The organism is Roseiflexus sp., from assembly GCF_057785375.1.
Genome location: NZ_JBYNRX010000110.1, coordinates 1 through 22,965, shown reverse-complemented (window position 1 = coordinate 22,965; position 22,965 = coordinate 1). Strand labels below are relative to the sequence as shown.

Below are 22,965 nucleotides of genomic sequence, written 5' to 3'. Positions count from 1 at the left end.
TAGTGGACTCAAGCATAAAAAGAGCAATCAGGCTAAAAAGACCGTCAAGTATTCAGTGAATACATTGTCATTTGAGAAACAGTCACACGCGAGGATCGCCATTGCGACGCACCGGCAACGTAAAGGCGAAGACGCTGCCGGCGCCCTCGGCGCTCTCCACCCAGATCCGCCCGCCATGCGCTTCGACTGCCAGGCGGCAGAAGGTCAACCCCAGGCCGGTTCCTCGCACCTTCCGACCGCGCACCTGACCGAACTTTTCGAAGATGCGCTGAAAATAGGCAGGAGGTATTCCCGGACCGCGGTCCTGCACCCACACAACCAGGCACTCCCCTTCCTTGAACGGAATGTGCACCGGGACGTTCTCCGGCGACGTGGATGCATCGCCAGCCAGAAACGCCCCAATGGTCACCACACCGGGTGATGGAGAAAACTTGATCGCGTTGTCGAGCAGATTCTGGAGTACACGCACAATCTTCTCGCCATCGATCTCAACCGGCGGAAGGTAGGGCGCCAGCCGCTGCTCGATAATGATGTGACGACTGTCCGCAAGGCTCTGCAGGCGCTCAATCGCCTGATCGATCACGCTGAAAACGGGCAGCGGCTTGAGGTCCAGCGCCATCTGACCCTGTTCCAGTTTTGAGATGTCGAGCAGGGTGTTGATCAACTGGAGCATAGTCTGACTGCCCTGATAGGCGATCTTCAGCAATTCCTGCTGTTGTTCATTGACCGGACCGACAATGCCGCGCTGGAGCATCATGACGCCATTCATAATCGACGTCAGCGGTGCGCGCAGGTCGTGCACCAGCATGCTGGTATAATCTTCGCGCAACTGCTCCAATTCGCGTTCCTGGGTAATATCACGCAGAATGAGCAATTCGCCGCGCGGTTCATTGTGTGCGTCATAGACAGGGAGCCGCAGCAACCGCACATAGCGATGCGTCCCGTCGGTTAGCGCCAGATCGCTGATCTGAGCCGGTGCGACGGCATCCTGCCCCCAGGCAGGCGCCGAGAGTTCGTGCGCGCGCGTATGCAACTCCGCTACCACATCATCGATCCGTCGTCCAATCAACGTCTCTTCCGCACACTCGCATATCCGCGCTGCCAGAGGGTTGACAAGCTGGATTTCGCCGCGCATATCCGCCATCAGGATGCCATCGGCGGTAGAGCGCAAAATGGACGCCATGCGATCGCGTCCGGCTGTGACTTGCTGGAAGAGGCGTGCATTTTCAATGGCAACAGCAATGAATGTTGCCATACGCATCAATCGAAGCGCCTCTTCCTCATTGAAATCGCCGCCGATTTTGTTGAGCAGCTCGATTGCGCCGATAACGCGCCCCTTGGCAATCATCGGCACACAGAGAATTGAGCGAGTCTGAAAACCGGTCGCCTCACTGATTTTGCGATAAAAGCGCGGATCATGCGCGACATCATGCACAATTTCCCAATGACCGGTGCGCACGACGTGCCCGACAACGCCCTGACCGGCTGGTACGCGAATGCCCGCCAGTTTTTCTTCGCCCCCTTCGATAGTCATGACAAACTCAAGATCGCCGGTCGATTCATCGAGGAGCAGCAACGAGCCGGCTTCGACATGGAAGTAATCACTGAGTTGCTGGACGACCAGCCGATACACCTCACGCGTATCCAGCGTCGATGTGACTGCAGCGGCAATGTCGTTGAGCGTTTTGAGTTCCTGCGTGCGTCGTTCGGCAGCCTCACGGCTGCGAAACGAAGCGATCGCCAGCGCCATCTGACTGCTCAACGCTCTGATCGAGGCAACATCGTCCTCGCCAAACACGCGCGCGGTTTGCGTGCTGCAGACTGCCAGAATGCCAAGCGCTTTAGCACGAGAGATCAGCGGTGCAATGACCATCGCCTGAATGCCGCGCTCCCGAAGCGCAGGCTCAATCTGACCATCGTATGCATTGTGAACGTGAATAACCACCGGATGCCGCAGCTGCATCACATCCAGAGCGCCGGTCAGACTCTTGAGCGTCAGAGGGGATGCGTCACCAGGTGATGGATGTTCACAGACCAACATCTCTCGCCCCTGGGCATCGACCAGGAGGGCGATGGCGCGTTCTGACTGAAAGACATGACTCAATTCGATCAGCGACAGCTGCAGCAACTGTTCCAGGGTTGTCGCCGCCTCTACCGTCTGCGCAATGCGCATTAAGCCCTCCAGCCGCGGATCAAAGCCGGCTGGCTGCTCGATAACTTCGGAGGGTTGATCGGTTGGAGTCTGCCGATTCATGCGCAGGCCGCCTCTGGTTATTGCGATCAGATGATAGCACGACAACGAGACGTGTCATTCCAGACGCAACGAGGAGCCTGAAGCGTGTGCGGGGGAAGATTCCTCGCTACGCTCGGGGTGACAGGCAGTGGTCGGCATCAGGATGCGCATTCACGGTGACGTCTCGTTGTCGTAACAGGATGGATCAATATTTTCTTAAAAACATCCCCGCTTTATTATATCGTATCCAGGTAGGCAGAACGATACGCGATGACCACAAAATGATGACAATCTTCGGCGTGTGTCTAAAATCTCGCCTCACTGAGGTGCAGTTGGGTGGGCGAAGGCAGTGCCTTCGCCCATCCAGGCGACTTCTCAGACACGACTCCTGACGCGGTCTGGCAGGACCTCGCCAGGCGGCATGTAGGGTGAACCGACGGCGAGGTACCCGTATCCGGCGGCGACCAGTTCTGTATAGTCGGGAATCATGCGTCGTCCATCGATCACCAGGTAGGGCGGCGAGACCGTTTCTTCGATCGTGCGCGAGAGACCGCGAAACTCCTCCCAGTCGGTGGAGATAAAGAGCATATCGGTTCCGGCAAGCGCCTCGCGCACCGAGGTGTGGTAGGAAATGCGTTCAAACAGGTGATTCTTCTCAGGATCGAAGAACTTGCGCGCCTCCCGCAGCGCCATCGGGTCATAGGCGCGAATGGCGCGCACGCCTCTGCCCAGCAACGCTTCGACCACCTTGAGCGATGATGAGTCGCGCATGTCATTGGTGCGCTGTTTGAATGCCAGCCCCAGCAGCGCCACCGTTCTGTTGTTGAAACTGACCCCCGCCTCCCGGATCGCGCGATCGATCAGGTAGGTCTTCTGATATTCATTGATGCCGTAGACCGATTGCAGCATATCGACCGACTGCCCCGCAGTCTTCAGTTGATAAATGAGCGACTGAATATCCTTCCCGAAGCATGATCCGCCGGCGCCATTCGAGACATACGATCCCCAGGTGCTGATGCGCACATCCGCCGTAACGCCGCGTTTCAGATCCTCCATGCTGATGTTCGGGAAGGTCTCGGCAAGACGCGCCCCGACTCCATTCCAGAACGAGATATAGGTCAACAACAGGGTGTTGGCTACATACTTGATCGCCTCCGCCGTCTCCGGCGTGGTTTCGATGTAGCGAATGCGCACGTGGTTGACGAACTGCGAGTAAATCCGGCGGATGATACGAAAATCTTCCTCATAGTCTGCGCCGACCACCACCCGATCCGGCCGACGTGACTTTTCGACCGCGTCGCCTTCCGGGAGGAATTCAGGGTTTGACGCAACTCCCACGTTGGGCACGTGGGAGTCACACAGCACATGCTCAAGTTGTCTCGCCGTTCCAATTGGCACGGTGCTCTTGTTGATGACGACCACACGGCGCTGATCCCGGCGTCGCGCCATCAGTTCCGCCAGATGGCGCACTGCCGCGAAATAATAACTCAGATCCGATGAGCCGTCCGGCTTGGGGGGCGTCGGCAGGCACAGGAAGAGCGCATCAGCGCCCTCGATCACCGGTTCGATATCGTCAACGAAGAACAGGTACCGCCCGTGGTTCTCAAGGATGATGCTGGTCAGTCCTGGTTCATGCACATAGTGCTCGATTGCTTCAGGGCGGCACGACCGATACGCCTCGATACGCTGGCGATCAATATCGTATGCGTAGACTTCGTGGCCATACTCTGAGCAGACCGCTGCATGTGTCAGACCAACGAAACCGGTGCCAACAACGATGATTTTCATAGAACGTGCGCTCCTTGATCCACGAGTATTACCGACTGCGTACCAGCAGGTTGCTGAAACGAACGACACCCTGTCCTTCACCGAAGGTTTCTGTCCCAAACGCAAGTTCGCCGCTTTGGAAGGCGCTGTCGCGCAGGGTCGTAAGACGCTGACCATTAGAGTAGAAGGTCAGTTCATCGCCAACCATCTCGACCTTCAGCCGGTTAGACGAACCGGCGGCGTTGATGGACGGCGACGATGTCCAGTCGCGTAGCACCGAGAAAGCGTCATTCACATAACGGGCGACGCGATAGCGGCCTGCGCCATCGACGCTGAGAATGTAGAAGTTCTGATTGTCCTGATAGCGAAACAGCAGCGCCACTGCCGCACTACGCGGCTTGCTGACCGTTGCCTCGATCTCAAATGATGCGTCATCGACGACGCCGTCGATAACTTGCCAGACGATCTGATCCGCTTCGAACGCCTCGATCACATACGCGCCATTTTCAAAGCGGTAATCGCCAGCGTCTGTTCGTTCGGCGGTAAACTGACTGCCCGCTGCACTCGCAAGCGAGTCGCGCAGCAGTACGTTCGGAAAATTGGACGTCGCTGGCGGATTGTCGATGCTCACTACTGTGCCAGAGACGGTCGTGCCAAGCGACTGAACCGCCGACTGCCCGATGAGATACAGAGCGCCGATGACCAGGATGCACCCCAGCACCAGCACACCGAGAATAATGCCAATAATCAGCAGCCAATTGGGTCCCTTTTTGGCGGGCGTGGTTGCAGGCGGCGGAGCGACGGGGCTGCTGGCGGCAGGCGACGACGCAGAGGAGGGCAATCCAAACCCGCCGCCTGTGGCGGGGGGGATGGATGGAGGCAATCCGAGTCTGCCGCCCGAGGCTGGCGATGTTGAAGGCCCCGTCGGTGATGGCGGGGAGGACGGTAATCCGAATCCGCCGCTTGCCGGCGGTTGGGTCGAGGCTGGGGAAGCGCCCGATGCTGGCAGTTGCGGCTTCTGGGACTGATCGGCAAGAATTGTCTGTAATCCGGCGCTGCTGGACGGCGTTTCGGAAGGAGGCGCCGGCGGAACCATCATCGTCTTGCCGGCATCCCCTTCGGGCGGCAGCAGCACCGTGCGGCCCACATCTCCCGTCGGCGCCGGCGGAACCACCATCGTCTTGCCGGCATCTCCGGTCGGAGCGGCTGACGGTGGCGTTGTCTCAGAGGCGCGCGCTTCTGGCGGCAGCAACACCGTCCGCCCGGCATCGCCAGACGGTTCAGGGAGGCGTGCGCCACACTGAGGGCAAAAGCGTTTTCCTTCGGCAATCTCGGCCTGACACTGCGGACAGCGAATCATCACGCATCTCCTTGCGAACAAGCGTCCGCCTTATATAAGAACGCATCGACAGCATGGAAGTTACGCCATCTACGTGGAACCGTTCGATTGTGGCGGCCCCCCCAGCGGCAGCACGACATAGAAGGTGCTCCCACGCCCTTCGATGCTCTCCGCCCAGATGGTCCCACCGTGCCGCACCACCAGTTCATAACTGAGGTACAATCCCAATCCAAGCCCTTCACCGCTGCGGTGACGACCGCGCACGTACCGGCGGAACAGGTGCTGCATCGTCTCTTCCGACATGCCAATGCCATAGTCACGCACCGTAATCAACGCCAGTGGTTGTGACTCATGGTGCATACCGGCCAACCATGACCGCAGCGTTGTCGGTGGCTGGTGCGTATACCGCATCGCCAGCACATCAGATCGAATAACGACCTCTATCATCTCGATTGGCGCACCCGAGCCGCTATAGCGTGCTGCATTGACCAGCAGATTGGTCAGCACCTGATGGATGCGCAGCGGATCGCAGGTGATCAACAGATCGGGCGCATCGCTGGTCAGTTTCACTTCGCGCTCACCAATCGTCGGGCGCAACTGATCGATCACCTGCTGGGTCAGCGCAACCAGGTTGACGCGCTGGAGTTGCAGACTGAAGAGACCGGCGTCGAGGCGCGACATATCGAGCAGGTTATCGACCAGACGCAGCATATGGCTCACTTGCTGGGAAAGGATGGTCAGCCCGCGCAAATCGGTGGCATCCTCCTTCTCGCGGCGCTGCTCGCGACGAATCAGGAGATCGGCGTAACTGCGCACTGCCGCAAGCGGGCTGCGCAATTCGTGCGCCGCAACCGCAAGAAAGTCGTCCTTGGCGCGTTCGAGTTTCTGATGCTCAGTAATATCACGGAAGATAACAACCGCGCCCTCGATAGTATTCATATCACCATAGACGGGCGCACCGCTGAAACTCATCACCGTGTCTTCGCCGCTGGCGCCACGCAACAAAACCCGGTAATCGTGAAACACTTCTCCGGCCAGCGCGCGTGTGAGCGGCAGGCGCTCAACCGGCAGCGCACGTCCGTCGAGATCGCGAATGGCGTAGAAGTCCGCCATTGAACTGATCGGCTGCTGGTAGGGAAACAAGTCGGACGACAGCAGCTCCATCGCCGTGCGATTGGCGAGCACTAGTCGTCCGAGGCGGTCGCACAACACGACCCCCTCGACGATGCTATTGATCACCGCAGTCAATTTTCGGCGTTCGATATGGCTTTCCTGATACAGTCGCACGTTCGCAATCGCAAAGCCGATCAGGTTGCCCATCATCATGAGCGTCTGCACGTCGATACGTTCCGGGAGCGTGGGATCGCCGTAGATGCCGACCACCCCCACAACCGTGCCGCCTGCCAGGAGTGGTATATATGCACAACTCGACAACCCTTCCTCGATCAGCGCCTCCTCGCCAGACCCGGCGATCAATGGACGGCGGATCGGTTGACCATAACGCACGGCTTCCTCACACATCGCGCCGGCGACGTGCATCTCGCGGTGCTGTTCGACGAACTGAGACGGGATGTTGCGCCAGGCGCCGAGTTGCAACATCGCACGACCGGGATCGAGGAGCAGCAGGACGCCAACCGACACATCCACCACACCAAGCACAACATCCAGTACGTTGCGAACCAGTTCATCAAGATCCGCAGCCGTGCTGATCACGGTGCCAATCGCGCCAAACGCTTCCAGACGACGCTGATGTGCCTGCATTTGTGCATGGAGTTGGGCGTTTTTGATGGCGCCTGCCGCCAGGTTGCTGAACGTCTGCAACACCTGGAGATCGGTGCGGCGCAGTTGAGGCCGGTTGCTGAGGTTCATCAACTCCAGCACACCGATCACTTCCGTACCGATGCGCAGCGGCAGGATAACTGCAGTCAGTTCGCGCGGGAGGCGTTCAAGGAAGGCGCACACATCCGGCTCGCTGCGCGGACTGACCCGCCGCGCCAGATCGCGGTACGACGAGCGGGTCTCGATCAGAAGCGGCTCACCGCGTCGCAGCGCTTCACCCGCCAGACCTTCGCCAGGGCGCAGGCGCAAACGACAGACGGCTTCATTCGCCGGACCGAAGTCGAGACCATAGAACGACTCCAGATGCAGCGTTGTCTGGCGCCGGTCGTAGATCCAGAGCAGCCCGGCCTGCACTGCGGGAACCACCTCAACAACACGCCGGACAAGCCCGGCGAACAACTCATTGGGGTTGAGCATCGACACGAGGTACGTCGAAACATCCAGCAGGTTCGCCAGCACCTCGCTGCGTTGTTCCGCCTCGTTGACCGGTTGTTCGAAGATTTCGCCGACGAGCGGCGGCTGCGTAATCGTCATCTCACGCCCCCGACGCAGCGTGTTCCAGATTATGGATTATAGCATGACAGACGTTGCGTAGTCGTGGGTTGGGCACACGTGCATGCACGCACCACTGTAAGCGAACGATTCCCGAAACCGTCCACTTCGATGCTTGTCGTTCCGGTGCGGGCTTCTCCTGGAATATGGCATATCTGACTTCACTGCAAAAAGCCAACCACGAAGGTCACAAAGGGACACAAAGGACATGCGCTTCATGTTTATGCACCTTCGTGCGCTTCGTGTCCTTTGTGGCTAAGCCTTTGTGCAGTGGACTCATATCTTTATACAGATCACAGGCGATAATATAGTATTTTGCTACAATCATCTCATACGCATGCGCGGTCATTCGTACACTACTGCCGGGGCGCTGCGGGCTAAAGCCCTCGCTGAGGACGCAGTTCGACCATGCGCGCCGCACGCGGTTCGACGGCGCTCACCGCACGCGGTTCGACGGCGCTCACCGCACGCGGTTCGACGGCGCTCACCGCACGCGGTTCGACGGCGCTCACCGCACGTGCAAGCCCCGTTGGGGCTGCTGATGCCAGGGCGTTGTGGATTGTTACGCCTTGCGAACCAGGCGCTCGAACGTCTTGTCTGACTGACCGCAAGTTAGTATCATCTTCGGCTCAGTTGCCTGCGGTGAAGCGAGCGCTCAGAGCGATGTCAATTTCCTGGTCGAAATCGGACATGTCAGCCTGTATTGCCCGTCTTGCGGCTGACGTTGGCTGCGACCGGCTCAGCCAACGTCAGCCGCTCCACTCAGGCCCATCATGGGCGATTTAGCGCTTGCTCGATTGTATCAGGCGTCTCAGGCGCCGCAGGCAACGGCGCCGAGACCACCTGCCGATGCACCATGCTATCGAAGGTATAGATCGCCAGCGCCGTCCAGATCAACACAAACCCGATCAGTCGCGGCAATGTCAACGGTTCGCCGTACAAACCGACGCCGATCAGGAACTGCAAAGTTGGCGCGATATACTGCAACACCCCCAGCGTCACCAGCGAGACCCGCCGCGCGCCGGCGGCAAAGAGCAAGAGCGGGATCGCGGTGATTGGTCCGGCGGCGATCAGGAGGAGCCAGGTCAACGGATCGCCGTGGATGAACGTGGTGTGCATCGTCAGTTCACGGTATGCCAGAAATGCGACCATGGGCGGGGTCAGGAGCGCCGTTTCGAGTGAAAAGCCGTTGAGCGAGTCGAGTGATGCGGTTTTGCGCAATAAGCCGTAGAGCGCGAATGTACCAGCCAGAATGAGCGCAATCCACGGAAACGATCCGTACTGAAACGTCAGGTACAGCACGCCGATCAGCGCCACGCTCATTGCCAGGCCCTGCCCGATGCGCAGGCGTTCTTTCAGCACCAGCGCGCCAAGCAGCACATTGACCAGCGGGTTGATGAAATAGCCCAGGCTGGTCTCGACAATGTGATTGGTGTTCACCCCCCAGATGTAGACGAACCAGTTTGCCGTGAGCAACGCGCCGGTGACCAGAAAGGTCGCCAGCACACGCCGGTTGCGCCAGACGATGCTGATCCGCGACCAGCGTCTGCCGGCAGTCAGGAGAACGACGGCAAACGCCAGCGCCCAGATGATCCGGTGCGCGACAATCTCGAGCGCATCGATGTGCTGTAACAATTTCCAGAAGACGGGAAGCAATCCCCAACAGGCATAGGCGCCTGCCGCGTAGAGCACGCCTTTGTTCATAGATACCGCCTGCGCCAGAGCAAATGAACGACAACCCCGCTATCGTACCACAATCTGTCATCGACGTTGAGTGCGAGAAAAGTCACAGACGAGGCGTTCCTGCCAGAGTACACTAGAGGTCAGAATGCGGGCGCTCAAGCAGAGAGAAGCACATAACAATGCCCTGGACGCTTCCTGCGATCAATCACGACCGCTGCACCGGCTGTGGACAGTGTGTGCAGCACTGTCCGACACAGGCGGTGGAACTGATCAAGCACAAAGCCGTCATTGTTCGCCCATACGCTTGCACCTATTGTGATGCCTGTGAGCGGGCATGCCCCACCGGCGCAATTGGGCGTCCCTTCATCATCGTGTTCGAGACCAGCCAGCAATGGAGGAGTGTATGATCCGGCGCACGGTCCTTCCGCATCAGCGCCGCCTGCCTGTCACGCCGGTGCAGGCTGCGGGAATAGTTCTGATCGTTGTGGCGGCGCTCCTCAGTTATGGCGGGCTGCGGGACTCGTTCCGCCCCTATACGGAGCGCATCGATGAGGCGATCAAGAGCGGGCGCAGTGTTCAACTGGTCGGCTTTCCCGGCAGCGCGGGAACGTATGATGCGCAGGGACGATTTACGTTTGTCCTTGAAGACGAAACCGGTCGACGGGTCACAATCGTCAGCCATGAGCCGAAACCGTCGCACTTCGAATTGGCGACGAGCATTGTAGTCATCGGACGATACGACGCGAATCAGCAGTTCTTCCTTGCCGATCAGGTGCTGGTCAAGTGTCCGTCAAAATACCACGAGCAGGATATTGCGCGCTAATCGCTTATCCGAAACATTGCCATGGGACGTGCGGCGCTTCGACCCGCTCAGCGACCGCCGGGCAGGTGAAGGCAATGCCTTCGCCTGCCCGCAGTTCGGTTTCATTCCCGTTCACTTTCACGTTCAAGACCTGTGCGATCAACGATGACGATGACACCGCGCTCAATGCGGATCAGCCCCATTGCCTCGAAGGTCTTCAGTGATCGTCCGACCATCTCGCGCACCGTGCCAAGGCGCGCCGCCATTTCACTTTGGGTGAGCGGCTGAACGAAACCCTGCTCGCCAGCTTCCGCCTGCGTCAGCAACAGACGCGCCAGGCGACCCTGCACCGTGGTGAGCGCCAGATCGTCCACCAGATCCACCAACTGCTGCAGATACCTGCACGAGTCGGCCAGCAGGCGCAGCGCAACCGCCGGATGTTCCAGAATGAGGGCATGGAGCCGCTCGCCTGGAAACAACAGCGCCGTCACGTCGGTCTGAGCCGATGCGTTGATCGGACACGGACCGCCGTCGAACACGGGTACGGAATTGAAATGATGCCCTGGTGTAACGATATGGATGACCTGCTCACGACCGTTTGGCGATATGCGTGACAGGCGCACCCGACCGCTGAGGAGCACATATAGCCCAGGCGATGGATCGCCAGCAAGAAAGAGCGTCGCGCCGGCGGCGTAGCGCACGCGCAGCGCAATCGACGCCAGCGCAACACACTCTTGCTCCGGCAGATCGGCAAATAACTCGACGCGACGAATCTCGGCGCTTTCGACCGGCATCCATGGCCTCGCTTTCCAGTGCAGTTTTCGGGAAGCGGCGCAGGCTTCCGCCGAATATGTGCTGCACACGACAGAAGGCTGAAAGCGGGCGTTTGATTGTCTTATCATTCTCTATTGTACACGATGGCGAATGAAGCGTGAGAAACGAACGATGAGATTGTCAATTCATGACTGCGCCCTGTGCGTGCGGCGCCCGTTCACACTTGTCCTGCGAGCGCAGGCGTGATATGCGGCGCCTCGGGGCGCCGTGCGTTGGCGCTCGCTGAGGCTATTCCGCCGCCGCTGCTCCTTTTCGGGGGCAGCCCCCCGAATCCCCATTTTGGGGCGACTGGCGGCATCGTTTATCGCAACCGTGAATACTTACTGCGTGCACACGCTTTGCACCCTTGCCATTCACATGGTATGCTGTACGCATGCAACAACAGATGTGGCTTGCGCCATCTCCTGGCCTGGATGTGCATGCGCATCACACGCCCGGCGATATCGTCGAGCCGCTACCAAACAGGAGTACACAATGGCAACGGCACAAACTGGCGACACCGTGACAGTGCACTACACCGGCACGCTGGAAGATGGCACCGTCTTCGACAGTTCGCACGGTCGTGAACCGCTGGTGTTTACGCTGGGCAGCGGGCAGGTCATTCAGGGGTTCGAGGAGGCAGTGGTCGGCATGCAGGAGGGTGAGACGCGCCGCACTGTGCTGACGCCAGATCAGGCGTATGGCGAATATCACGATGAGCTGGTCTTCTCGCTGAGCCGTGATGAACTTCCACCGCAGATCGATCCGGCAGTTGGCGAGCAGTATCAGATGCGTCGCCCCGACGGTCAGACGTTCATCGTTACAGTGCGCGATGTGTCGCCGTCCGATGTGACATTCGACGCCAATCATCCGCTGGCAGGCGCCACATTGACATTCGATATCGAACTGGTGGCAATTGAATAGCCGACAATTTCGGCACATAGAACAAGCATCCGGCGTTTCCGCACTGTGAGACGCCGGATGCTTTTTTTTCCGTCCATGGATACACCTGTCAGGCGTCCGTGGGGCGGAAGACAGGCGATCAACGCAGCGCCGCGCGCATGTATGATATACTGAGACGCACACCCACAAAGCAGAACACCAGATGCGAGGATGCTATGACCACTGCTGATACTCAGGCGCTGCTTGCCGATCTCGCCGCACGTCTCGGTCCCGATCGCGTTGTCGTCGATCCGGCGCAACTGATCACCTACGAAGTCGATGGCAGTTTCGACCGCGGACATCCCGATGGCGTCGTGTTTCCCCGTTCAGTTGATGAGGTTGTCCAGGTGGTGCGCTGGGCTGCCGAACATCGCACCCCCCTGATTGCGCGCGGTTCGGGCACCGGGCTGGCTGGCGGCGCGGTGCCCGAAATCGGCGGGCTGGTGGTGCAGCTTGGTCTGATGAACCGGGTGCTGGAACTTGACCTGATGGGACACAGTGCAGTTGTCGAGGCAGGGGTTGTGAACCTGATCTTCGATAACCAGGTGCGCAAGCACGGTCTGTTCTTTCCGCCCGACCCCTCAAGTCAGCGCACCGCGACGATCGGCGGGAATATTGGCACGAATGCTGGCGGACCGCACTGTTTCAAATACGGCGTCACAAGCAACTATGTGACGGGTGTGGAGGTCGTGCTGAGTGATGGGCGGATCATTCACACTGGCGGACGCGCGTTCGATATTCCGGCATACGACCTGACAGCGCTCTTTGTCGGCAGCGAAGGCACGCTGGGCATCATCACACGAGCCAATCTGCGCGTGCTGCGCGACCCGCCAGCCGTGCGCACCATGCTGGCAGCCTTCGACAGTGTCGAACGCGCCGGAGAAGCGGTCTCTGCCATCATTGCGCGCGGTTTGGTGCCGGCAACGATGGAAATGATGGACTCGAGCATTGTGCGCATCGTCGAGGAGTATGCCCATCCCGGGTTGCCGCTCGACGCAGGCGCCGTGCTGATCATCGAGGTGGATGGGTATCCCGAAAGCGTCGGACTGCAGATCGCGGAGATCGAGGCGACGCTCCGCGAATGCAATGTGCGCGAAATGCGCATTGCGCAAAGCGCTGCCGAGCGTGACCGCATCTGGTTTGCGCGCAAGAGCGCAGCCGGCGCCATGGCGCGGCTGGCGCCAGCATACTATCTGCTCGATGGCACCGTGCCACGCAGCAAACTGGCGGAAACACTTGCGATCGTCAATCAAATCATCGAAGCGGACGGGTTCCGCACCGGTCATGTATTCCACGCTGGCGACGGCAACCTGCACCCGCTCATTCTGATCGAAGACCCCTCGGATCGAACGCTGATTGCGCGCATCCTCGAAACCGGGCGCAAAATCCTGGCTGCATGCGTCGCAGCAGGCGGCAGCATCACCGGCGAGCATGGCGTCGGCATCGAAAAGCGCGCGTTTATGTCGCTCATGTACGGTCCCACCGAACTTTCATTGATGTGGGATATGAAGGAGATCTTCGATCCAGTGGGTATTATGAACCCCGGAAAGGTGCTGCCGCCGCGTGAGGAAGCGGTTGCGCCGTCGCACAATGGGCGTCCGACAGACTCGGCGCCGGTCATACACTCGCCGGAAATAGCGGAAGCGTCTGCCGCACCACCTGTCGCTACGCCAGAAAGCCCGGAGGAAGCGGCAGAAACGCTGCATGCCCTTATCGATGCAGGGAAGAGCGTGCGCATTCGCGGTGGCGGGACGAAATCGGCGCTTTTGCCGCCTGCCGATGCAGTGCTCTCCACCGGGTGTCTGTCCGGCATTCGCGCGCTTGCCCCGGAAGACCTGTATGTGACCGTTGGCGCCGGGATGCGGCTGGAGGAGTTGCAGGCAGTGTTGCAAGAACACCGGATGTGGGCGCCGCTGGCATCCCCCTGGTCTGCTGCAACGATTGGCGGCATTGTTGCCGCGAACGCCAACGCACCACTCCGCATGCGCTACGGCAGCGTCCGCGACATGCTGCTGGCGGCGACCATCGCCCTTCCCGACGGGCGTGTGGCGCGCATCGGGCGACCGGTGGTCAAGAATGTGGCAGGGTACGACCTGCAAAAAGTGCACGTTGGCGCACACGGGACGCTGGGGCTGCTCTGTGATGTGACGTTGAAACTGGCGCCGCTGCCGCGTGCGCGCGCGACCGTGATCGCTCTACCGCGGCGGGTTGCACAGGCGCTCGACATCGGTGCAACGCTGGCGCAGCAATCGCTGATCGCTTCGGCAGTGCTGGCGCTGGAGATCGCCGATGGCGGGAACTGGCTGTCGGCATTGCCGGTGGCGCTGGATCGTCGCCCAACAACGCTGCTCGTCTACACTGCCGAAGGGCTGGCAGAGGATGTCACGGCGGAGATTGCCGCCGTGCGCGCTGCGCTGCGCAGCGCCGACATTCCGGCGGTTCAGATCAACGCGCCTTCAGGCTGCGATCTGTGGGGCGCATTCATCAATGCCGCACAACCGGAAGACTTGCTGGTGCGGGTTGGGGTTGCGCCGAAGGATATCCGCGCGTTCATGCAGCGCGCTGGTTTTGGCGGGAATGAGTCGTATCTGACGGATCTGGCGGCGGGGCAGGTGTATGTGCGCGCGCCGGCGCCGCACCCGGAGGATGCATCCCGCATGCTGGATCGCCTGCGCACCGCTGCGCGAACGCTCAATGGCTACGCCGTCGTTCTGGCGGCGCCGGCGCGCGCGCGCCTCAACCGATGGGGATACATGCCTGACGCTCTCGACCGGATGCAGGAGATGCGGCGCCGCTGGGGCGCTGGCGGGTTGCTCAATCCGGAAGCATTCATCGTCTGACTGGAGCAGCGGAGGCGAGGGCTGTGAGAAAAGTCACAGACGAGGACGATCCCTGTAGCGTATACTCCTCGTAAAGGTGAAGATGGGCATTGGTATCGCCCACGCAGCGAGGAGGCTGTCTATGCGCCTGTGGAAACACCTCGTCTTTGGCGCTCTGCTGGGGTTGGTCGTCCTGGTTGCCTGTGCGCGTCAGGCGGAGGTGACGCCAACGGCAACCGCACCAACCCCACAGACGGCGCCAGTAGCCGCCACAACCGCGCCACCAGGCGATCTCGCGTTGGCGGCGTTCAAAAAAGGCGGTTGTGGCGCGTGCCACACCATCCCTGGCGTTCCCAACGCCAGAGGAACCATTGGACCAGACCTCACGAACATCGCACAGGTCGCTGCCCGGACAATGCAGAGCAGCGCCTACACCGGCAACGCCACAACGGTCGAAGCATACCTCCGCGAAGCGATCCTCGAACCGGATGTCTTCGTCGCCCCCGATTGCAATGGCAGCCCGTGCCAGAAGGGGGTCATGCCGCCGTCATTGGGGCAGGGATTGTCTGAAGAGGAACTGGCAGCGGTCATCGCCTACCTGAAAGAACCTCCAGGCGAAGTGGAAGCGATTGTTTCCGAAGAGCCAGCCGCCGCTCCAGCCGAAGCCGCGCCAACCCTGAGCGACGACGAGTTCGCCTGGGCGAAACTCGTCTATTTCGAGCGCTGCGCTGGATGCCACGGCACCCTGCGCAAAGGCGCAACCGGTCCGGCGCTCACGCCTGATCGCACCATTTCGCTTGGTACGGTCGGGTTGTCGACGATCATCTACAACGGCACATCGCGCGGCATGCCCGATTGGGGCAAACAGGGCTTCTTCACTCAGGAGCAGATCGATGTGCTGGCGCGATTCCTGCAGCGCGAGCCGCCTGCGCCGCCGGAATTGCCGCTGGTACGGATGAAGGAGTCGTGGAAGGTGTACGTGGCACCCGATCAGCGACCAACCACGCCGCAGACGAAGCGCGACTGGCAGAACTATTTCGTGGTCACGCTGCGCGACGCCGGACAGGTGGCGGTGATCGACGGCGATACGTATGAAGTGGTGAGCAAGGTGGATAGTGGCTACGCCGTGCATATCACCCGCATGTCGGCGACCGGACGCTACGCCTATGTCATCGGGCGCGACGGAAAACTGGCGATGATCGACCTGTGGACGGAAACACCCACAAAAGTCGCCGAGGTGCAGGTCTGCTACGACGCGCGTTCGGTCGAAGTCAGCAAGTACAATGGTCCAGCAGGCGATTTTACCGACAAACTGGCAGTGGTTGGCTGTTACTGGCCCCCCCACTTTGTCATCCTCGACGGCCAGACTCTGGAACCGATCCATATTGTCAGCACCCGCGGCTACACGGTCGATACGCAGGAGTACCATCCCGAGCCGCGCGTCGCCAGTATCGTCGCCTCCGACTTCAAGCCGGAGTGGATCATCAATGTGAAGGAGATCGGGCAGATCTGGCTGGTGAACTACGCTGATCCGCAGGCGCCGCAGATCAAGATGCTGCCGGCGGCGCGCTTCCTCCACGACGGCGGCTGGGATGCAACCCACCGCTACTTCCTGGTGGCAGCCAATCAGTCGAACAAGGTTGCGGTGGTCGATGCTCAGGAGGGACGGATGGTTGCGCTGGTGGATACGCCCAAAATCCCGCACCCTGGTCGCGGCGCCAACTGGATCGATCCTGAGTTCGGTCCGGTCTGGAGTTCAGGGCACCTCGGCGATCCGGCGATTGTCTCGATTGGTACGGACCCTGAAGGACACCCAGACTCTGCCTGGAAGGCGGTGCGCGTCACGCCGCTGCCCGGCGCCGGAAGCCTGTTCATCAAGACACATCCAAAGAGCCAGTGGATCTGGGTTGATATGACGCTCAACTCCGACCCGGCGCTGGCGCGAACGATCTGCGTCATTGCGAAGGAAACGCCAGCAGAGACCCATAAGTGCTGGGAAGCCAGTTCTTACGGGCGCGCCGTGCATTTCGAGTATAACGCAGCCGGGACGGAGGTATGGGTGAGCATCTAGGGCGATGCGAGCAAACCGGGCGAAACGGGCGAGATCGTCGTGTACGATGATGCAACGCTGACCGAAAAGGCGCGCATCCCCAACCTGGTGACGCCGACCGGTAAGTTCAATGTCTACAACACGGTGCGCGATATTTACTGACAGGAGTGACGCGGTCGCCTCACCGACGAGCCGCGGAACGACTCTTTTTGCCTTCGGCAGAGTGGTATTTGTCTTCTTTTGTGGTGTGGTGCGGCGACTTCGCCGCCGCACCACACCGCCTTGATGGGAGTACCACGCTGCCGCAGGCTCTGGCGAAGCCAGAAAACGCGCCACCGCGTAAGTCCTGTTACTGATGGGGCTCTGCGGATGTACGGGCATGCCGCTGCCAGCGACGGCGGCATGCCTGTTCGTGTCTCAACCCGAAGATAAGGCTGTGGTCGTCTCGCGCGGAGAAGTGATCGTGTTGTCAGCGTGCGATGAGAACCTTATAATGAGATCGATGCGCTTCGATGCGCTCTCTGTAGTTCATACGATGCAGCATTGAGAGTCTGGACCTGGCATACACCTATACATCTGGCAGCCAGATTCGATACAGGAGACACATTATGACTACCAGGCAAATTACGCTCGAGATTCCGGAAAAGGTGCTGCTTGCTGAAAAAACAGATCCTGTTTCATTTGGGCGCGAGCTACGCGTGCTGGCAGCAATCAAGCTGTACGAAATGGGACGCCTTTCGTCAGGAAGGGCGGCGGAATTGGCTGGCATGCCTCGAATCGAATTCTTGCTCAGTTTGAGTCGGTATGGCGTGTTCCCTTTTGCTACTGAACTGGAGGATCTGGAGCAGGAACATGCCTGAAGCGATCAGCAATACGTCGCCGTTGCTGTACCTGTATCGCATTGGTGCGATAGAACTTCTGCCTGCCCTGTTCAATGAAGTCTGGTCGCCGGAAGCGGTGCGTGACGAACTCAATGTCGGGTTCAGCAGAGGATACGATGTGCCGGATCTGCATGTGTATCCCTGGATCACGATTGTTAACCCCTCTGCTATGCCGTCAGAATGGCTGGCGCTTGATCTCGGACCTGGTGAAATAGCCGCTATGGCACTGGCGCTCGAATATCGGGAACGTGTTATTTTGCTTGATGATAGACTGGCGCGACGTATCGCACAGGCAGCCGGATTACAGGTATGGGGTACATTGAAGGTGTTGATCGAAGCGAAGCGGATCGGACTGATTGACAGAATTGCACCTTTTGTGAACCGTTTGAGCGATCAAGGAATGTGGATTTCGGTAACCATTAGAAGACGGATTCTGTCACTTGCCAGTGAAGATGAACCGTGAATGGAGTAACGAGATCTGTGTCAGAGGCGGATAGAAGGTCGGCGACCAGTTGAAAACCGTATGCCCGCAGCTAATGAAGACTCGGTATTTCTTTGGGTATGCCGCCAGTGGCACGCCCCTTTCGACAAGCTCAGGGAGCGCGCCTTGACCGGCGGGGCGTCACGCCCGATGCGCTCGACGGATGCAGGAGATGCGGCGGCGCTGAGACGCAGGCGGATTGTTCAAGCCGGGAGCATTCATCATCCGACTGGCGCTGCCTGCCGCTCCAGGTACTGCTTGCGATAGTATTCCTTGAACTCACCCGACTTGATGGGGCGCCACCAGTCCTGGTTTTCGATGTACCAGCGCACGGTTTTTTCGATAGCCTGAGCGAAGGTGTGGCGCGATTGCCATCCCAGCGCCTTGATCTTGTCGGTGCGCACCGAGTAGCGCCGGTCGTGCCCCGGTCGATCCGCCACCGGCTGGATCAACGAGTAGGGCTTGCCCAGCAGATCGAGGATCGCCTTCGCCATGACGATATTCTCGGTTTCGACCCCTGAGCCGATGTTGTACGCTTCGCCAATGGCGCCGCGGTGCAACGCCACGTCGATGCCCTCGCAGTGATCCATTACATACTGGTAGTCGCGCATCTGCCGCCCGTCGCCATAGAGCGGCAGCGGAATATCGTCGATCGCGTTCGTGATGAAGAGCGGTACGGCTTTTTCGGGGTACTGGTAGGGACCGATATTGTTCGTGCCACGGGTAATCAGCACCGGCAGCCCATAGGTGATGTAGTAGGCGTACACCAGGTGTTCGCCGCCAGCCTTTGATGCCGCATATGGGGAACGCGGCTTGAGCGGATCATCCTCGGACGACGAATGCCCCGGTTCGATGTGACCGTAGACTTCATCAGTGCTGACAAACAGGGCGCGCTCGAGTTTCATTTCTTTCACTGCCTCGAGCAGCACATAGGTCCCGTAGACATCGGTGCGAATGAAGGCGTCAGGGTCCATGATCGAACGATCAACGTGCGTCTCGGCGGCAAAATTGACCAGGGTATCGATGTCGTAGGCGCGGATGGTTTCGCGCACGGCGGCAGGATCACAAATGTCGCCGCGCACAAACGCAAAGCGCGGATTGTCCCGAAAGCGCGCCAGGTTTTCCAGCCGTCCTGCATAGGTCAATTTATCATAGACAATAATCCGGTAGTCGGGGTATGTGTCTAGCATCAATTCAACGAAGTTGCTGCCGATGAAACCGGCGCCGCCGGCGACCAGGATATTGCGCATGGTGTGCTCCTGAACCGTATGTTGTGTATCTGCTGGAGTCTACCATAGCACCAACAGATGTCAAAAGGATGACACGTCACCGCGCCACCACGGGCAACGCTATGCGATGGATCGTCAGGTTCGTATCGACCTGCGCCGTCAATTCGCGCATGGGACTCTCATTGCCGGCTGCATCGACTGCCTGATAACGCAGACGGTATGTTCCGTTCTCAGGCAAATCGATGCGCGCGATTGGTCCTGCAGTCGTCTGCCACGGCGCTCCGTTCAGGCTCCAGCGGATCGCCGCAATGCCGCTGCCACCGCGATCATCTGCGGCAAGCGTAATGATCGTCGGTCCGGCGAATGTTCCGCCGAAGCGCAGTGCGGCATCCAGCCCATCGGGGACCGGCTGAAAGACCGGGGAACCCGGCAGTTGCACGTCATACCCGGCAGCCGCCATACCGCGCAGTTCGAAGAAGACCACCGACAGCACGTGTAGCCCTGCGTCGAGATAGATCGTTCCGGTTGCTTCCGATTGCTCATGAAGACCGCCATTTGCCACGACAGTACGCCCATTCACCAGCAACCACGAGCCATCGTCGCTGATGGTGCGGAAGATGTACTCACCGCTGACCGGCGCATAAAACGTTCGTGTCTGAACGACCGCAAAGTGGTCTGTCAATCCCAATGGTCCACCGTCACCCCAATCGAGCAGTTCGCCCTGCCAGGCGAAGCTGCCGACCTCCGCGCCCAATGGAAGCGCCTGTGCGTCGCCGGCGCGCGCCAGGAGGCTGTCCGGCACGAGACTGAGACGATACACGCGCGCCGTGGGACGCAGCCATTCGTCGAAGGTTGCGGCATCAGGCGGGGTGCGCTCATTGGTGACGGTAATCGTCGTTGCGCCGACATCCTGCGCCAGATAGCGCACATATTCGTGGATCAGTCCGGCGCGTAGCGTGTATGTGCCAGGCGTATGGAAGCGCACATAGCCGACGATCGTCTGCTCTGCACCTGGCGCCAGTTCGCGATTCAGCCCCCAGCGCCACGGATAGTCGGAGGTCGGACCGGCGCACCCGCTGCCATACAGCGCGCCCCAGCCCGGCATGCCAAGCGTGATGCGTATTCTGCCCGCTTCTTTCGGAAACATGGGGAAGGCGCCGGTCGGGCTGCCAGCAAAGCACTCATGCTGCTCATAGACATAGGCGTTGGCAGGGTCGTTCATTCCGCCGCCGGCGGTCAGGTCAACCCGCGGCTCCTGCCCGACGATCATGGTCGATCCGGTGTTGCGCACGGTTACATCCACGCGAACCAGTTCGCCTGCCGCGATCGTGTCGCGCTCGAAATGCACCGCAACGATCTGCGCGTTCGCCTGCGGGTTTTCGGGAACCCATTTGACCGCATCGAACATAATGATCCGCCGCGCGGTGAGCATCTCGCCGGTCAGATCGTCGAGTTCGACTGCTCCGCCGTTCCCTGCATCAAAGGTATAGACGCCGAGATCGACCCATCCCTCGACACTTTCCTGGCTGACGGGAACGACAATACTACCCGCCGCGCTATGCACCACATATCTGGCATTCCCCGTCAGCGAACCCAGCCCGCAGTTACGCGGGATGTGCGCCAGCACACGGTATGAGCCACGGTGCGGCAGGTTCGGGCGCCAGACGCCGCGATTCGTGCTTTCTGCCGGGTTATTGGTTGCAAAAGTGTAGAATGCGTGGTCGCCGGTGCCGCATGCTGCGCTGTACCAGTTCGCGGCGCTCCGGCTGAAACTGCTCTCGCGTTCGTCAATGACCAGATCGCCATTGTCGTAAGTTCCGTCACCGTTGCGCATCAATGCGAGCGCGCGATTGCGCAGATCGGGCAGGATTGCCATTGTCGCGTCACCCGGACACGTGGTATGTCCCGGCGTCACCTGGCGATGACCGGCGATATTTGGCACAATCGCGCCTGGATTGAACGGTAAACACTTGCTCGACCGGGAACACCCGTAGTAGTACGAACGTCCGAGCGGATCAATGTCCTTCTGCGCGGCTTTCCAGGCGATCAGACGCACCAGCGCCTCCTGTGCAGCGGGGGTTGGGGCCACGCCGGCGTAGGTTCCGATCAGCGCGATGCCCATTGAGCCGTAGTTGGCGGTATCGTGGAACCCAACCGCATCGTCGCCGCCCGCCCGGCCTTCGTAGATCACGCCGTTGGGATCGATCAGGTAGTTGTAGCCAATGTCGCCCCACCGGCGCGTGATCGCGTGGTATGACCAGATCGCCCGTACCCGCGCTGCCCAGTTTGGTTGCCCTGGCGCCAGGGTATTGCCATCGGCAGTGTGGTGGACGATGATATGGTTCACCGGATAGTACGCGGGCCTGGCGCGGCTCCCCTGGCCATCAGGCGATCCCCAGGCAATGCGTGACACCACCGGCGGCTTCGCCGGACCGCTGCTCTGCGGCAGGGCGATGTCGGCGGCTGGCGGCGCGACCGGACCGGTCAGCGCATCGACGGTGTGCGCTTCGATGGCGCCAATGGTCGGGAAGGCGCCATCCGTCGCAGGCGCCATGACCACCCGCACCTGCCAGAAATGCATTAACGCGCCAGCGTCGATGATGTCGCTCCAGACAACATCGGGACCATCCTCTGGACGCCGCATGTCATCGCTGCCGACTACCCCGGTCCAGTCGGTCCAGGCAGCGCCGTCGGCGGACGCGCGCACAAAGAGACTCAATGTTGCGCCCGTCGGAACCTGCGCTTGATAGTGTAGCACCAGGTGGCTGAACGGTCGCGTCGTCTGCACCGGCGTTGTCAGATATTCCCCGATAGACTGGATCGACGCCAGCAGCGCATCGCCCGCAGGTGGCGCTACGGTATGCTCCGGCTGCAAATTGCTCGCCTGTTCCTCAGCATCTGACGAATACGACGGAAGCAGCAGCGCAATGGTTGTGAGCAGCAGCGCAGCAATGGCAGTGAGACGTAATGGTGCAATCTTCCAGGTGCGCATACAAACCGCCCCTTCCTCCAATACGATGTTCAGTTCCATCGTAGAACGCCACACAATGGAATTGCTGACACCTGCCTGACAGACGGCTGACAGCAATCTGACCGGCTCAAGGGCGATAGTTGATTTAGGTCATCTTGATGCGGTAAACGAAACAATCAGTCTGTAATGAAAATGTAAAGGACGCTACAGGCTAAAGCCCCGGCTGAAATTGTGCGAGCCACTGTGCGGCTGTGCACCCTGATCAAGCCCGCGCGCGCGGGTGTTGCTTCGGACTGAAGTCCGCGCTACCTCGCCTCCCGCTCCCCGGATGGGAACGGGAGGCGGGGGGCGAGGGGCAGACGGGCGGAGACCACACCATATCCCCCACCCCCACCCCCTCCCCCACGAGGGGGGAGGGGAGCGGTATTTCCCTCGCTCCCCGGATGGGAACGGGAGGCGGGGGGCGAGGGGCAGACGGGCAGAGACCACACCATCTCCCCCACCCCCACGAGGGGGGAGGGGAGCGGTATTTCCCTCGCTCCCCGGATGGGAGCAGGAGGCGGG

At 60.1% G+C, this 22,965-nt stretch carries 15 protein-coding genes and 1 pseudogene; 7 read left to right on the top strand and 9 right to left on the bottom strand.

Annotation, left to right across the window (positions count from 1 at the left end):
• Positions 1–82: 82 nt before the first annotated feature.
• From AC3EA7_RS21935 to rarD, 6 genes are all read right to left on the bottom strand, one after another.
• Positions 83–2,254 carry a sensor histidine kinase gene (locus AC3EA7_RS21935; RefSeq protein WP_488616211.1) on the bottom strand — a complete coding sequence of 724 codons (2,172 nt, stop codon included), beginning with the start codon at positions 2,252–2,254 and terminating at the stop codon, positions 83–85.
• Between the two features lie 354 nt (positions 2,255–2,608).
• Positions 2,609–4,021, bottom strand: coding sequence for a UDP-glucose dehydrogenase family protein (locus AC3EA7_RS21930; RefSeq protein ID WP_488616210.1), 1,413 nt, complete (start codon positions 4,019–4,021; stop codon positions 2,609–2,611).
• A gap of 28 nt (positions 4,022–4,049) precedes the next feature.
• Complete coding sequence (locus AC3EA7_RS21925) at positions 4,050–5,360, bottom strand: zinc ribbon domain-containing protein (protein ID WP_488616209.1); 1,311 nt, start codon at positions 5,358–5,360, stop codon at positions 4,050–4,052.
• A 69-nt stretch (positions 5,361–5,429) separates the two neighbouring features.
• Positions 5,430–7,712, bottom strand: coding sequence for a GAF domain-containing protein (locus tag AC3EA7_RS21920; RefSeq protein WP_488616208.1), 2,283 nt, complete (start codon positions 7,710–7,712; stop codon positions 5,430–5,432).
• Positions 7,713–8,107: 395 nt separating this feature from the next.
• Entirely contained in the window at positions 8,108–8,242 is a 135-nt protein-coding gene (locus tag AC3EA7_RS21915) for a hypothetical protein (protein WP_488616207.1), read from the bottom strand.
• Between the two features lie 259 nt (positions 8,243–8,501).
• Positions 8,502–9,434, bottom strand: coding sequence for an EamA family transporter RarD (gene rarD, locus AC3EA7_RS21910; protein WP_488616206.1), 933 nt, complete (start codon positions 9,432–9,434; stop codon positions 8,502–8,504).
• Between the two features lie 158 nt (positions 9,435–9,592).
• Here rarD and AC3EA7_RS21905 point away from each other — a divergent pair, with 158 nt between their 5' ends.
• Both AC3EA7_RS21905 and AC3EA7_RS21900 read left to right on the top strand, forming a co-directional pair.
• Positions 9,593–9,820 carry an ATP-binding protein gene (locus tag AC3EA7_RS21905; protein WP_488616205.1) on the top strand — a complete coding sequence of 76 codons (228 nt, stop codon included), beginning with the start codon at positions 9,593–9,595 and terminating at the stop codon, positions 9,818–9,820.
• Positions 9,817–10,236, top strand: a complete 420-nt coding sequence (locus tag AC3EA7_RS21900; RefSeq protein WP_488616204.1) for a cytochrome c maturation protein CcmE domain-containing protein — start codon at positions 9,817–9,819, stop codon at positions 10,234–10,236. Before AC3EA7_RS21905 ends, AC3EA7_RS21900 begins: the two co-directional genes overlap by 4 nt.
• Before the next feature lie 101 nt (positions 10,237–10,337).
• Here the strand turns inward: AC3EA7_RS21900 and AC3EA7_RS21895 are convergent, their stop codons facing one another.
• Positions 10,338–11,009, bottom strand: a complete 672-nt coding sequence (locus AC3EA7_RS21895; RefSeq protein WP_488616203.1) for a Crp/Fnr family transcriptional regulator — start codon at positions 11,007–11,009, stop codon at positions 10,338–10,340.
• Positions 11,010–11,523: 514 nt separating this feature from the next.
• Between AC3EA7_RS21895 and AC3EA7_RS21890 the strand changes: the two genes are divergently transcribed.
• From AC3EA7_RS21890 to AC3EA7_RS21870, 5 genes and pseudogenes are all read left to right on the top strand, one after another.
• Complete coding sequence (locus AC3EA7_RS21890; protein ID WP_488616202.1) at positions 11,524–11,952, top strand: FKBP-type peptidyl-prolyl cis-trans isomerase; 429 nt, start codon at positions 11,524–11,526, stop codon at positions 11,950–11,952.
• Positions 11,953–12,146: 194 nt separating this feature from the next.
• Entirely contained in the window at positions 12,147–14,810 is a 2,664-nt protein-coding gene (locus AC3EA7_RS21885; RefSeq protein WP_488616201.1) for an FAD-binding oxidoreductase, read from the top strand.
• 82 nt (positions 14,811–14,892) lie between these two features.
• Positions 14,893–17,001: pseudogene (locus tag AC3EA7_RS21880) on the top strand (cytochrome D1 domain-containing protein).
• Between the two features lie 446 nt (positions 17,002–17,447).
• Positions 17,448–17,699 (top strand): UPF0175 family protein, encoded by a 252-nt coding sequence (locus AC3EA7_RS21875; RefSeq protein ID WP_488616200.1) that lies wholly within the window; start codon positions 17,448–17,450, stop codon positions 17,697–17,699.
• Positions 17,692–18,183 carry a PIN domain-containing protein gene (locus AC3EA7_RS21870; protein ID WP_488616199.1) on the top strand — a complete coding sequence of 164 codons (492 nt, stop codon included), beginning with the start codon at positions 17,692–17,694 and terminating at the stop codon, positions 18,181–18,183. The genes AC3EA7_RS21875 and AC3EA7_RS21870 overlap by 8 nt, the downstream gene beginning before the upstream one ends.
• Positions 18,184–18,422: 239 nt before the next feature.
• Here AC3EA7_RS21870 and rfbB read toward each other — a convergent pair whose 3' ends face one another.
• Together rfbB and AC3EA7_RS21860 are read right to left on the bottom strand one after the other, a co-directional pair.
• Positions 18,423–19,451: a dTDP-glucose 4,6-dehydratase gene (rfbB, locus tag AC3EA7_RS21865; protein ID WP_488616198.1), complete on the bottom strand. Its 1,029-nt coding sequence runs from the start codon at positions 19,449–19,451 to the stop codon at positions 18,423–18,425.
• Between the two features lie 76 nt (positions 19,452–19,527).
• The gene (locus AC3EA7_RS21860; RefSeq protein ID WP_488616197.1) at positions 19,528–22,461 is read right to left on the bottom strand and encodes an N-acetylmuramoyl-L-alanine amidase; all 2,934 of its coding nucleotides are present in this window, start codon (positions 22,459–22,461) and stop codon (positions 19,528–19,530) included.
• Positions 22,462–22,965 lie beyond the last annotated feature (504 nt).